Origin of the sequence: Microbacterium nanhaiense (genome assembly GCF_014646015.1) — a bacterium.
GTDB lineage: Bacteria > Actinomycetota > Actinomycetes > Actinomycetales > Microbacteriaceae > Microbacterium > Microbacterium nanhaiense.
In genome coordinates this window covers 133635-146760 of record NZ_BMMQ01000004.1, presented here as the reverse complement: position 1 = coordinate 146760, position 13126 = coordinate 133635, and the positions used below count along the sequence as shown (strand labels likewise).

Annotated in this window: 9 protein-coding genes; 1 reads left to right on the top strand and 8 read right to left on the bottom strand. The window is 70.2% G+C overall.

Translation table 11 applies throughout. The features are described from left to right. Positions 1-20: 20 nt before the first annotated feature. The 3 genes from IEX05_RS08300 to IEX05_RS08290 form a co-directional block, all read right to left on the bottom strand. Positions 21-2213 (bottom strand): D-alanyl-D-alanine carboxypeptidase family protein, encoded by a 2193-nt coding sequence (locus IEX05_RS08300; RefSeq protein ID WP_188700908.1) that lies wholly within the window; start codon positions 2211-2213, stop codon positions 21-23. An 86-nt stretch (positions 2214-2299) separates the two neighbouring features. Next, a complete protein-coding gene (locus IEX05_RS08295; protein ID WP_188700907.1) occupies positions 2300-3262 on the bottom strand; it encodes a TIGR03617 family F420-dependent LLM class oxidoreductase in 963 nt (320 codons plus the stop codon). A 130-nt stretch (positions 3263-3392) separates the two neighbouring features. Continuing rightward, positions 3393-3812: a hypothetical protein gene (locus tag IEX05_RS08290; RefSeq protein ID WP_188700906.1), complete on the bottom strand. Its 420-nt coding sequence runs from the start codon at positions 3810-3812 to the stop codon at positions 3393-3395. 209 nt (positions 3813-4021) lie between these two features. Between IEX05_RS08290 and rlmN the strand changes: the two genes are divergently transcribed. Further along, positions 4022-5245: a dual-specificity RNA methyltransferase RlmN gene (gene rlmN, locus IEX05_RS08285; protein ID WP_188700905.1), complete on the top strand. Its 1224-nt coding sequence runs from the start codon at positions 4022-4024 to the stop codon at positions 5243-5245. A 102-nt stretch (positions 5246-5347) separates the two neighbouring features. Here the strand turns inward: rlmN and IEX05_RS08280 are convergent, their stop codons facing one another. From IEX05_RS08280 to IEX05_RS08260, 5 genes are all read right to left on the bottom strand, one after another. Beyond that, positions 5348-6259 carry a cytochrome b/b6 domain-containing protein gene (locus tag IEX05_RS08280; protein ID WP_188700904.1) on the bottom strand — a complete coding sequence of 304 codons (912 nt, stop codon included), beginning with the start codon at positions 6257-6259 and terminating at the stop codon, positions 5348-5350. 750 nt (positions 6260-7009) lie between these two features. Next, positions 7010-9403 carry a choice-of-anchor I family protein gene (locus IEX05_RS08275; protein WP_229661210.1) on the bottom strand — a complete coding sequence of 798 codons (2394 nt, stop codon included), beginning with the start codon at positions 9401-9403 and terminating at the stop codon, positions 7010-7012. A 120-nt stretch (positions 9404-9523) separates the two neighbouring features. After that, entirely contained in the window at positions 9524-11599 is a 2076-nt protein-coding gene (locus tag IEX05_RS08270) for a 5'-nucleotidase C-terminal domain-containing protein (RefSeq protein WP_188700903.1), read from the bottom strand. A 105-nt stretch (positions 11600-11704) separates the two neighbouring features. Then, positions 11705-12523 (bottom strand): coenzyme F420-0:L-glutamate ligase, encoded by an 819-nt coding sequence (gene cofE / locus IEX05_RS08265; protein WP_229661229.1) that lies wholly within the window; start codon positions 12521-12523, stop codon positions 11705-11707. A gap of 67 nt (positions 12524-12590) precedes the next feature. Continuing rightward, the gene (locus IEX05_RS08260) at positions 12591-13109 is read right to left on the bottom strand and encodes a GNAT family N-acetyltransferase (protein ID WP_188700902.1); all 519 of its coding nucleotides are present in this window, start codon (positions 13107-13109) and stop codon (positions 12591-12593) included. Between the last annotated feature and the right edge of the window lie 17 nt (positions 13110-13126).

Genomic DNA, 13126 nt, shown 5'->3' with positions numbered 1-13126 from the left:
GCCGCTATGAATCGGAAGATCTACTTGCCGAAGCCGAGCAGCTCGAGCGGGTGCGAGAGCCGCCACTCGATCGACGGGCGCGGCAGCTCCTTGGTCGTCGTCAGCGGAACGGTCGTGGATCCGAACTCGCCCGTGATCGTGACCGTTCCGACCTCGGTTCCGGCGGGGTCGCCCAGGTCGACGTCGTAATCGACCACGACCTCGGCCTCCTCACCGTTCCAGAGGCTGAGCTCGGCGGTGTCGGCGGCGATGACGTTCGTCGAGGCGCCCCAGGGCGCCGTGACCGTTCCGACGACGGTGCCGGCGGCCATCGCCTCGACGGGCTGCAAGGCGTCGGTCACGGACTGCAGCAGCTCGCGGGTCTGCTGGCCGAACGGCGTCTGCTCCGTCGGCTCCGGCTGCCCCGTGACGACCGAGTACACGCGCACGGTCTCGGCGTCCGGGTCGTCGGAGAGCGGCACATCCGCGGCGGCCATCAGGTTGTAGCGGACGTGCTCCCAGGTGTTCAGGTGGCCGGTCTTGATGCCGACGACGCCCAGTTCGCCGAGGAGCGGGTTCGAGTTCTCGACGAGGCCCGCGCCGGGCAGCACGACCTCGTCCTCCCCGACGATCTCGGCGAAGGTCGGATCCTGCATCGCGATCTTCGCGATCTCGACGAGATCCGTCGCGGTCGACTGGGTCTGCGGGTTGATGCCGGTCGGCTCGAAGAGGTTCGTGTCGCTCAGCCCGTGGTTCTGCAACCACAGCAGCGCGTCGGCGCGGAAGGCGTCGCGGTTGAAGTCCCACAGGTTGTCGACGAGCTTGTTGACGTAGTTTCCGGCCGACGACAGCATGATCCCCTCGAGGATCTGGCGGTAGGTGAGGGTGCCGTCGACGGGCACCGGCAGCACGGACTCGCCGCTCCACAGCAGGGCGTCGTACTGCTGCTTATCGGCCCAGCCGAACTCGTACTCGGGGCCGTCCTCGCCCGGGGCGAGCGGCTGCTTCTCGAGGATCGTCATGACGGTGATGACCTTCGCCAGGCTCGCCGTCGGCACCGGATCCAGGCTCACCTCGTCACCGCCGGGGGTGAGCGGGGTGGCATCGTCGCCGACGAGGATCGCCGACTGTCCGACCTCCGGCCACGGCAGGTTCGCGACGGGCGCGACGGGGGTCGAGATCTCGGCCTCGGATGCCGTCGGGGCGACGTTCTGGAGCGGCCACACCGCGAACGCGACGACGTAAACGACCGCGAGGATCAGCGCCGTGACGAACGGGGCGATGATCGCGCCCACCCAGCGGCGGCGTCGCCGCGGCACGATCGACACCGCCGTCGCGATCGCGGGCGCCTGACCCGAGGCGACGTTCTCCGACGCCAGCCAGGCGAGAGCCTGCTCGGTCTCGTTGCTCGCGTCGTTCGGCACGTAGGTCGTCTTGATCGGCTGCGCGCTTGCGCCGCCGGACGGCTCGCTGGTCGACACGTCGTTCTCCTTGCTGATGTACGTCTTCGATCCCGAGGCGGATCCGCCGCCGGACCCGGCGATCACGTCGGCGAAGCTCGCCTCGGCGGCGGGGGCGAACGCCGGGGCGAGCACGGGCACGGGGGCCGTCGCCTCGTCGCCCGCGGCCTCGTCGACCGACTCCGCGTCGGCCTCGTCGTCCGTGCCGTCATCGATGATCTGCGGATCCTCGACCGCCGCGGGCGCGGCCGCAGCGGATCCGCGGCGGAAACCGCGGAACATCTCCGCGAAGATTCGAACGGAGTCGGTGTCCGCGGGGGGTTCTGCGGGCGAGCTCGCCGGCGCATCGGCCGGCTCCTGCTGCGCAGCCGTCGCGACCGGTGCGGTCTCGTCGGACACGAACAGTCCGAGGAACGCCGGCACGATCCCCGTCTCCGCGGCGGGCTCCGCATGGGGCTGCACGGGGCGGGATTCGTTCGCGGACGCCGCGGCGGTGGTGCTTGGGCCGTCCGTGGGGGCGGACGCGTCGCCGGGTTCGGGGGCGCCGGAGCCGATCACGGGCGTTTCCGTGTCGCGCGGTGCGGCGTCGTCCGCCGCGGCAGCGTCGCTCGAATCGGCGTCGACGGGCTCGACGTCTGTCGTCACTGTCTCGCCCGCTGTCTCGTCCGCCGGCTCGTCGGCGGGTGCGGTCGTGTCCGGCGCGACCGCGGCGTCGGCGGGTTCGCCGAACACCTCGCGCTCGTCGCGCTCGTTCGTGTCCTCGAGACTCCCCACGCGGTCAACTTACTGGATCCAGCCTGAGATCATCGCGCGGGCCCGCCGTGTGCTGTTCACGATTCGGTGACGTTCCCGCGGAATACTCACCCGAGCGTCACACAGGCCCGGTCCGCGAGGCTTCCGTAACGGCGCTCGAGGCGCTCGCGCAGCGCATCGACGTGCGGGTTCGCGCACTCGATCGCGAACGCCGACATCATGTCGTCGGTGATGAGCCGCCCCATCTCCGCCCATTCACCGCGGCGGCTCGCGGCGTGCAGCGCGTCTGCCGCCGCCTCCCACCCGTGGAGCTCCATGACCCCTCGGTAGCTCGGGGTGGATCCGTAGAACGCGATCTGCTCGCGCACCGCGCGCTCACTGGCCGCGCGCGCCGCATCGTCGGATCCGGTCACGACGAAGGGAGTCACGATGACGTCCGTCCGCTCCCGCCCGACGCGCTCGCGCCCCTCCGCGAGCGCGGGCAGGCTCACCTGTTCGAGGTACTCGGGGGTCGTGAACGCGTGCGCGATGAAGCCCTCGGCGGCCTCACCCGCGAGCCTCGTCATCGCGGGACCCACCGCCGCGAGCCACACGTCGGGCGTGCCATAGGGATTCGGGCCGGGCGAGAACATCGGCGTCATCAACGTGTGCGCGTAGTGCTCGCCCTCGAACGCCAGTCGCTCGCCCGACTCCCACGAGCGCCAGATCGCCCGCACAGCGCCGATGAACTCGCGCATGCGCGGGGCGGGAGCCGACCACGGCATCGAGAAACGGCGTTCGATGTGCGGCTTCACCTGCGATCCGAGCCCCAGCGCGAAGCGTCCCCGGGAGGCGAGCTGGGCGTCGTTCGCGGCCTGCGCGACGATCATCGGGTTGCGCGCGAACGCGACCGTGACGCTCGTCGCGGTGCGGATCCGTTCGCTCGCGCTTCCCGCGAGCGCGCACGCGATCAGCGGATCGTGCGCGAGTTCGGGGAACTGGATCCCGGCGAAGCCCTCGCGCTCCGCGCGGCGGGCGGCTGCGACGGCACTGTCTGGAGCGGCGTCCCTGACGCCCAGATCGATCTGCATGGCACCCAGCCTGCCGCGGCGCGCGGGCCAGCGCACGTCACTTGTAAGGCAGGCACAATCCGGCGCCGCTCCCGGGGCGGAGGATGCGCCGCCCGCCGCGCACGAGGCGTCACGGGCGGCGCATCGGCGATCAGCTACAGAGCTCGACGATCTTCGTCTGCGCGTCGGTGAGCTTCTGCGAGGCGTCGGTGAACGCGGCGGTGTCGGCACTGGCGGGATCCTCGGCGGCGGCGTCGAGGGCATCGGTCAGCGTTTCGAAGCTGTCGTTGAAGTCTCCGAACGCGGCCTTGACCTCTTCGTTGGTGATGGCGTCTTCCGCGTCGTTGAGCGCCTTCTCCATGTCGTCGAACATCGTCGTCATCGACTCGGGGTCGCTCATCATCGACGTGAGGTCGCCCATGTCGCCCATCGCGTCCTGAATGCTGTCCTGCGCCGCTGTGCAGGCATCGGCGACCGACTGCGATCCGCCCGAGCACGCCGTGAGGGCCGCGGGGACGAGGGCGATGGCGCCGAGGGCGGCGAGGATGCGGGCCTTGCGAGAAATGTTCATGTGATTCTCCTGACTGGGGGATCAGACGGGACTCTCGCAGGGGATCGAGGCACGGTCGAACTCCCCAGTTATCGACCGGACACCTATTGACTCTCTGACGATACTGCCTATCGCCCAGAGAAAAGAAGGCGGGTTCTCCTACCTGCCGCGCGGGTGGATCCGGGCTTCTGCCCAGCGGGAGAGGCCCCGGAACCCGTACCGTAGAAGGCATGACGACGTCGGGGATTCGCCAGGTCAAGCCCAAAGCCGAGGGCTGGGAGCAGCGCAAGGATGACAGCGGGCGACCGCTGCTACAGTTCGCGAGCCCCAAGCGCGGCAAGCCGCCCGTGCACCTCGCCGACCTCACCCCCGAACAGCGCGTCGAGAAGGCGAAGGAGCTCGGCCTGCCCGGGTTCCGCGCCAAGCAGCTCGCGAAGCACTACTTCGACCGCTACACGCGCGACCCCGAGCTGATGACCGACCTGCCGAAGGCCGGCCGCGAGGAGCTCGTGAACGGCATGCTCCCGACGCTGCTGACCGAGGTTCGTCGCCTGCAGACCGACGGCGGCGACACGATCAAGTTCCTGTGGAAGCTGCACGACGGCGCTCTCGTCGAGTCGGTGCTCATGCGCTACCCGGGCCGCATCACGCTGTGCGTGAGCTCGCAGGCCGGGTGTGGCATGAACTGCCCCTTCTGCGCTACGGGTCAGAACGGCCTGACGCGCAACATGTCGGCGGCCGAGATCGTCGATCAGGTCGTGCGGGCGAACGAGATCATCGCTCGCGGCGAGCTCGGCGGCAAGCGCGACGACGACAACAGCGCCGAGCGCGTCAGCAACATCGTCTTCATGGGTATGGGCGAGCCGCTCGCCAACTACGCCCGCGTGATGCAGGCCGTGCGCACCATGGTCGACAAGAAGGAGGGACTCGGCATGAGCGCCCGCGGCATCACGGTGTCGACCGTCGGGCTCGCGCCCGCGATCCGCAAGCTCACCGAAGAGGACATCCCCGTCACCTTCGCCCTCTCGCTGCACGCCCCCGACGACGAGCTGCGCGACGAGATGATCCCCGTGAACTCGCGCTGGAAGGTCGACGAGGTGCTCGACGCCGCGCGCGGCTACTTCGACAAGACGGGGCGCCGTGTGTCGATCGAGTACGCGCTCATCAAGGACATGAACGACCACCCGTGGCGCGCCGACCTCCTCGCGGAGAAGCTGCTCGCGCGCGGCAAGGGATGGGTGCACGTCAACCCGATCCCGCTGAACCCGACCCCCGGATCCGTGTGGGACGCCTCGCCGATCGCCGCGCAGCGCGAGTTCGTGCGGCGCCTCAACGACAAGGGCATCCCGACGACGATCCGCGACACCCGCGGCAAGGAGATCGACGGGGCCTGCGGTCAGCTCGTCGTGACGGAAGAGGACGAGCGGGCCTCGGCCGCCGCGGCCTCGCTCTGACGGGCCGATAGTCCTCACATTCCCGCCTAGGCGTCAATTCTCCGCGCGGTCAGCTGCGAGCGCGGAGATTTGCAGAGTTGGCGGGGTCGGGAGACCGACGACTCAGCGCTTCGGGAGCACCTTGACGTTGCCGAAGATGCGGGCGGGCTTCGCGATCCAGTCGTCGCGCACCGCGGCCCGCCAGCCGAACACCATGAGCAGGACGGATCCCGCGAACACCGCGAATCCGACCCAGCTCACCTCATCGCGCCCCGCGTACATGTGGTTGAGGTTGCGCAGCGCGCCCGTCGTGAGCACCAGCCCGACGTGCACGATGACGAACGCGACGAAGAAGAGCATCGTCGGGAAGTGGATCCGCTTTGCGAGGTTCCACGAGAGCACCCGCTCCCACTTCGGCGGATAGAACGCGCTCAGTCGGAAGCCCGTGATCGCCGCGAGCGGGGCCGCGAGGAAGACGACCGCGAAGTAGCTCAACTGCTGCAGGGCGTTGTAATAGGCCCAGCTGTTCTGCGTCGGCCAGTCGAGCGAGATGTACTGCAGCAGCGCCGAGAGCGCGTTGGGGAAGACCTCCCAGCTCGTCGGAACGATGCGGCTCCAGTGCCCCGTGGCGAAGAGCAGGATCACGAAGACGAGCCCGTTGAGGATCCACAGGCAGTCGACCGCGATGTGCCCCCAGAGCGCGAGCGACATACGGCGCTTCTTAACGCGCGTCGACGTCCACAGGCCGCCGGCGCGCTTCTCGCCGCGCACCCGGATCCCGGTGCGCACGATGAGGACGAGGAAGAACGCGTTGAGGAAGTGCGTCCACGACAGCCACGCGGGGAACCCCTCGGGCGTCGACGGGGGCTGCGGGGCGTCGCCGGGGAATCGGTCGAGGAAGCCCTGAAGCTCCGGCGTCGACAGCACCCCGCGCACGACGAACACGACGCACCAGGCGGCGAGCACGAGGGCCGCCGCGGCGAACAGCCCGGCGACGACCTGGACCCAGGTCGGACGCGAAAGGTTCTCACTCACCCGAGTATTCTTGCCGATCTCGCTGGGCGGGCGCGCAAGGGGAGTGTGGGCGGGCCCGTATTGCGGAGGTGGTCCGGGTTTGCGGAGTGATGTGGGTGTGGGATCCGCGGTTTGGGATGTTTTCCGCAGTTTGCGTCGCGCAGGGGGCAATGCGGTGGTCCCGTGTTGCGGAGATGTATGCGACTGCGGAGCTATTGAGGATTGGGATCCGCGGATGGGGGTTTTCTCCGCAGTTTGGGTGGTGCAGGGAGGGACAATCGGCTCTGAGTGGGCGCGGGGGCTGCGGCCCGTATTGCGGAGGTGTGGCGGGGCTGCGGAGGTGTGGCGGGGCTGCGGAGGTGTGGCGTGTGGGGATCCGCAGATTCGGGTTTTCTCCGCCGTGTGGGGCGTGCAGAGGCAGTCGGCGCCGAGAAGGCGCAGCTCTGTGACCCGAATTGCGGAGATGGTCCGTGATCGCGGAGCTCCAGGGGTAGGGGATCCGCAACTAGGGGTTTTCTCCGCAGTTTGGGCGGCACAGAGTGGCGGGTGGATCCGGAGAGGGTGGATCCTGGGCGCGTGGATCCAGGGCGCGTGGATCCAGGGAAAGGTGCAGGGTTTTGGGCCCGAATTGCGGAGATGAGCCGGGATTGCGGAGGTGTGGCGTGTGGGGATCCGCAGTAGGGGGTCGTTTCCGCAGTTTGGGTGAGTGGCGGGCGGATCCCGGGACGCACGTGGGGCCCGCCGAAGCGGGCCCCACGTTGGGTCATGCGATTATGCGCGGCGCAGGCGCCTGGTGAGCAGCAGGCCGGTCGCGATCAGTGCGGCGCCGCCGAGGGCGATGGCGAAGCCCATCTCGCCACCGGTCGGGGCGAGGTCGCCGTTGTCGGGCGATGCCGACGGCTGCTCCGATGGGGCAGGGGCGTCGGGGGTCGCCGAGGGGGCCGGATCCTCCGGGCTCGGCTCTGTCGGATCCGCGGTCTCGCTCGGCTCGGCGGGTGCGGCGGGAGCGGAGGGATCCGCAGGGGCGGTCGGTTCGGCCGGAGTTGTCGGTTCCGCGGGCTCGGCCGGAGCATTCGGCTCACCGGGCGTCGAGGGCTCACTCGGCTCCGAAGGCGCACCGGGCTCCGTCGGCTCGGCCGGAGCCGTCGGGTCGGCCGGAGCCGTCGGGTCGGCCGGAGCCGTCGGGTCGGCCGGAGCCGTCGGGTCGGCCGGAGCCGTCGGGTCGGCGGGCTCGGCCGGAACGTTCGGCTCACCGGGCGTCGCGGGCTCAGCCGGCTGCGAGGGCTCACTCGGTTCCGTGGGCACACCGGGTTCCGTGGGCTCGCCCGGCTGAGAAGGTTCACCGGGCTCCGCGGGCTCGCTAGGTTCCGTGGGCTCACCCGGCGTCGTGGGCTCCCCCGGCGTCGTGGGCTCGCCCGGCTGCGTGGGCTCCCCCGGCTCCGCCGTGGGGGCGCCGTCGAGGGCGTAGAGCGTGGTCGTGCCGGAGACCTCGTTGCCGACGACGACCATCGGGATGCCGGTCGGCGACTGCTCGGCCGGGATGAAGTCGAGGCCCTCGGGGCCGAGATCGCCGACGGAGTTCACGAGCTCGGCGAGCTGCTCTGCGGATCCGCCCGCCGCCTCGAGTTCCTCATAGGCGTCGGCGAGCGACAGCTCGAAGGAGCGGTTGTTGATGTACTCGACGTAGCTCGGCGCGGCCGGATCCGTGATGTCGTATACGATGACGCCGCCGAGGCGTTCGAAGCCGATGAACGCGTAGGTGCGGCCGTCGACCTCGCCGATCGTGAGGTTCTCCGGTTCGACGCCCTTCGCGTCGCTGCGGCTATCGAACTCGTTGTCGTCGTGCCCGGAGTTGAAGACGAGGTCGGTCGTCTCGGCGAGGCGTGCGGTGAGCTCCTCGAACTGCGCGCCCGAGTCGAAGACGAGCTCGCCGTCGGCCGAGTAGATCGCGAAGGACCGGCCGCCGAAGGCGTAGAGCTCGTCGTAGCAGCCGCGCTCGGCGTTGAAGCCCAGCTCCGTCGTGACCTCGAGGCGCCCGAGCGCCGCGTCGTCGGCGTAGTGCGCGATCTCCTCGCACAGCGGGGCCGTGCCCGGGGCGTCCTCCTCGTCGCCGAGGTGTTTCACCCGCGCCGGCTCGACGTAGTCACCCCACTCGCGGGCGTCGCCCTCGTTCGCGGTGACGATATAGGTCTCGCCGCCCACCTGATACGACTGGATGCCGTCCGGCATCGGGATGCCGTACAGGCCGGGGTAGCTCGCGATGTTGATGGTCGGCGAGTCCTCGGGGTCGCGGTCCGACGCGTCGAGAGGCACGGTGCCGCGGTCGATGAAGCCGAGGCCGAACACGTCGGTCACGGTCGCGGATCCGAGGTCGACGGTGGCGATCGCGTTCGCCTCCTGCATCGCGACGTAGGCGGTGCCGCCCTGCACCGTGATGTACTCGGGCTCCCAGTTCGTCGAGCGCGGGAACTCCTCGTCGAGGATCGGGCCGAACGCGTCGCGGACCGACGGGTCGAGCTCGACGCCCTCGAAGGCATGGAAGTCGGCGGTGCGCACGTCGGCCTGCGTAGGCGCGGCGAGCTCGTCCGGCAGCGCGATGACGCCCACGGATCCCTCGGGGTCGCTCGAGAAGTCGTCTGCCGGCTCGCCCTCGTTTGCGACGACCGCATACGCGCCGTCGGGCGAGACGGTGACCATGTCGGGCAGGGATCCGACGGTCACCGTGCCGAGCACGGTGGGCTCGTCGGCGTTCGCGTCGAAGAAGAGCACGCGCCCGGGGGCGGTCTTGTCGCCCGCGTCCTCGAGCGCGACCACGCCGAGGCCGTCGGCGCGGATCGCGACCGAGTTCGCGACGGATCCCTCGGCGCCGACCTGGTACAGCTCGGTCATCCGGGTGGGATCCGTCATGTCGATCGCGAAGACGGTGCCGGCCGCGGCGTTGACCGAGAACAGCCTGTTCTCGTAGGCCTGCACGATCTCGCTCGCGCCCGCGTCGAAGATGCCGGTCTCGAAGGTGCCGGCGACCGTCAGGTCGAAGGGCGCGTCGTCGATCGCGTCGTAGATCGGTTCGATGTCGCCCGGCTGCGCCGCGAAGGCGACGGCCGGGCTCAGCGCCAGGGCGCACGTGGCGCCCGAGGCGAGCAGGATTCGGGGAAGTCGGGACATGGGGAACATGCTGGTGCGCACGGGTAGTCGCCGGGTGTCTGGCCGGTGAACGCAAGTTGTACGCGAGCGCCCGAACGGGCCCGCGCCCTCGGAGGGTGCGGGCCCGTTCGGGCGCTTCGCTCAGGCCTTGCGGCGGAGGCGCGTCGAGATCACGAGGCCGGCCGCGATCATGACGGCGGCGCCGAGGCCGAGGGCCCAGCCCGTCTCGCCGCCGGTCGGCGCGAGGTCGTCACCGTTGTCGGACGGCGCGCTCGGGGTCTGACTCGGCTGCTCCGAGGGGGCGGGATCCTGCGTGGGCTCCGCGGTCGGGGTCGGCTCCTGCGTGGGCTCGGCCGTGGGCTCGCTCGTCGGCGTCGGCGTCGGCTCGGCCGTCGGCGTGGGCTCTGCCGTGGGGGTCGGCTCCGCGGTCGGCGTGGGCTCGGCCGTCGGGGTCGGCTCCGGCGTCGGCTCCGCCTCGACGTACTCGACGGCGCGGCCGAGCGGGGCCGGGTCGACGACGTCGTGCTCGGTCATGAAGTCGACCGAGGCCTCGAGGTCGATGAGGCCCGTGTCGCGGAACGGACCGTTGGCGAAGGCGGTGAAGCCGTCGCCTCCGGCGGCGATGAACGAGTTGGTCGTGACGGTGTACGTCGCGGCGGGGTCGACGGGCTCGCCGCCGAGCGTCATCGAGACGATGTGCTCACCGGGCTCGGCGTCTTCGACGTACTCGTAGCTGAAGCCCTCGGACACGCCGAGGTGCAGCTTCGGGCGGTCCTGTCCGGGCTGCCACTGCTGCTCGAGGATCTCCTCGATGTCGGCGCCGGTCAGCTCGCTCGTCGTGATCGTGTTCGCGAAGGGCTGCACGGCGGCGGCCTCCGCGTAGGTGACGACGCCGTCGCCCTCGCCCGCGTCGCTCGACGCGTAGATGAGGTCGTCGCGCAGGCCACCGGGGTTCATGAAGGCCACGTCGGCGGGCTCGCCGCCGTACTTGGCGTAGTCGGTCGTGGCCCACAGGTACATGTCGGCGACGAGGTTGCCCATGGTCGACTCGACACCGCGGTCGTCGCCGGGAGCCTCGCCACCGCGGAGGATGTCCGCGCTGATCTTGCCGACCGGCTCATTGCCCTGCACCTCGGCGTAGGCGACGGCGGCGTCGACGACGGCCTGCACGTCTTCCGCCGGGGCGTAGACGGGGGCGCCCTCTTCGTCCGTGAGCGGCACGAGCGACGAGCCGATCGAGACGAGCGAGGTGGCGCCGGTCTCGTCGGTCGACACCTCGATGTCGAGCTTCGAGAGGTTCGCGCCGTAGCTGCCGGTCTGCAGGACCGGGCGGTCCTGGATCGTGCAGGGGTAGTTCTGGTGTGTGTGGCCCGAGAGGATCGCGTCGACCGCGGGCGACGCGTCGCGCACGAGCGCGCCGAAGTCGGTCTGCTCGTTCGCGATGTCGGCGCAGGTCGTCTCGTCGGATCCGGAGACCTCGGCGCCCGAGTGCGTGAGCAGGATCGTCACATCGACCTGGTCGTCGATTTCCGCGGCGACGCGGTTGACGGCCTCGAGCTGGTCGCCGAATTCGATGTCGGCGATGCCGGCGGGCGAGACGAGCGTCTGCGTGTCGGCGGTGATCGTGCCGATGAAGCCGATCGTGACGCCGTCGACCTCGCGGATCGCGTACTCCTTGAGGGCGGGCTCGGTCGTGCCCTTCTTGTAGACGTTGGCGCCGAGGGTGAGGTCCGCGCCGTACTCGGCGTTGTCGCCGCCGAACTGCTGGTAGAACGGCTGCACGCGATCGGTGAGGTCGGCGAAGCCCTGGTCGAACTCGTGGTTGCCGACGACGCCGACGTCGAGGCCGCCGAGGCCGAGCGACTCCATCGTCGGGGTGTCCTGCTGGATGAACGACGTGAAGGTCGAGGCGCCGATGTTGTCACCCGAGCTGACGAACAGCGTGTTCGGGTTCTCGGTCTCGAGGGCGCGCACGGCGCCGACGAGGCCCGAGGCCCCGGGCAGCCCGCCGTAGGCGTCGGCCTCGATGCGGCCGTGGAAGTCGTTGATGCCGAGCACCTGGACGGTGGTCGTCGTCGCGGCGGTCGCCTCGGTCTCGTCGGCGGCCAGGGCCGCCTGCGGCACCATCAGCAGCGCACCGGCGGTGGCGAAGACGGCGCCCGCGCCGATGCAACGCCGAACCGAGGTGCGGGAGAAGGTGTGCGATGTCGTTCGCATAGGGATCCTCACAGGTCCTCACGGGTTGGGAAGTGCCCCGGATCGAGGCATCCCTCCTGTTCTAGCGTCTCGTCGTGCCGCGCACGAGGCCCCTGAGTGAACTGTTTATGAAGAAGACTCGGGCGCCTCGCCGAATCCGGCCTCGTAGCCCTCCGCGTATCCGGAGTCGTATCCCGCGCCGAAGCCGTCGGCGTGGGCCTCGTCGTAGCCCTTGCGGAACATGTCGTTCGGGCCGGTCCGGGGAATCGTCCGGGCGCCGGGCAGGTCGAGGGATCCGACGAGGTCCGCGCGCCCGCGCACCACCGCGACGGGGATCCCCGTCGCCTTGCCCTTCACGAGCTCCGCGGCCGAGCAGAGCTCGTCCGCGACGCACGGCAGGGTGACGACGAGCGGCCGGCCCTGCGTGTCGGTCGAGCCGCGCAGGTCCTCGAATACCCGCACCCCGGCGGATCCGATCGCCTGATCGATCTGCCCGTCGCGCCACGCGCGGCCCATCGTGTCGCTCACGAGGACGCCGATCTCGCGCCCGAAGCGGGCGCGGAGCGCGGCCGCGATGGCGCGCGCCGAGGCGTCCGGATCCACGGGGAGCAGCAGCACCGTTCCCTCGGGGGTGTTCGACGCGTCGACGCCGGCGGCGGCTTGCACGATGCCGAGCCGGTTCTCGACGATGCGGGTCGTGGATCCGGTGGCCGGGTTGGTGCGGCTGGCGACGACGCGCACCGTCTCCGCGGTGATCGCGTCCTCGCGATCGTCCGCCGTCACGAACCGCCCCTCGGCCTTCGAGACGATCTTGCTGGTGACCACGACGATGTCGCCGTCGAGCGCGCCGCGCGGGTCGCGCTCCAGCGCGTCGCCGATGAGGGACGCCAGCTCGTCGCCCGCGGTGATCTCCGGGATGCCCTCGAGGCCCCACAGCTGCATCATCATGTGTCCTTTATACGCCGCGGGGCGGGCATCGAATCGTCGATGTCCGCCCCGCGAGATCCGTGGATCACCGGCTGAAACGGATCTCCGTGAGCTCCTCGCCGAGGAACGGCTCGGTGCGCTTCGTGCCGTCGATCGTGAAACCGCGCTTCAGGTAGAAGTCGGTGCCACCGGGGTAGTTCTCGGCGATCCACCCGTAGAGCGGCTCTCCGTCATCGACCACGGCGTCGAAGAGCTTGCGGCCGATGCCCTTCCGGTGCCAGGTGTCGAGAAGGAACACGAAGTAGAGCTCGCGCGGTGCGGGGGCGTCGTCGTCGCGGGCCGGGCCGGAGGCGGCGAAGCCCACGATCTTGCCGTCGACGAGCGCCGCGGCGTGACGGTGCTCCGCGCCGCGGGCGGCGTAGCCCATCCACAGGTCGGCGAGACGCTTGGGGGAGACGGCCTCCAGTGCCGCCTGGGAGATCATGCCGTCGTAGGTCTCGTGCCAGACCTGGGCATGAACCTGCCCCATTTCGGTCGCGTCGACGTCGCGGATGGGGCGGATCAGAACCTCGAGTTGTGCTGTACTGCTCGTGTCGGTGCTCATGGCGGGAGCCTATTGCG

Coding starts and splice junctions, on each gene's coding strand:
- IEX05_RS08295 (WP_188700907.1), bottom strand. CDS start 3,262: ATGCAGATCGATCTGGGCGTCAGGGACGCCGCTCCAGACAGTGCCGTC.
- IEX05_RS08290 (WP_188700906.1), bottom strand. CDS start 3,812: ATGAACATTTCTCGCAAGGCCCGCATCCTCGCCGCCCTCGGCGCCATC.
- rlmN (WP_188700905.1), top strand. CDS start 4,022: ATGACGACGTCGGGGATTCGCCAGGTCAAGCCCAAAGCCGAGGGCTGG.
- IEX05_RS08275 (WP_229661210.1), bottom strand. CDS start 9,403: ATGTCCCGACTTCCCCGAATCCTGCTCGCCTCGGGCGCCACGTGCGCC.
- IEX05_RS08270 (WP_188700903.1), bottom strand. CDS start 11,599: ATGCGAACGACATCGCACACCTTCTCCCGCACCTCGGTTCGGCGTTGC.
- cofE (WP_229661229.1), bottom strand. CDS start 12,523: ATGATGCAGCTGTGGGGCCTCGAGGGCATCCCGGAGATCACCGCGGGC.
- IEX05_RS08260 (WP_188700902.1), bottom strand. CDS start 13,109: ATGAGCACCGACACGAGCAGTACAGCACAACTCGAGGTTCTGATCCGC.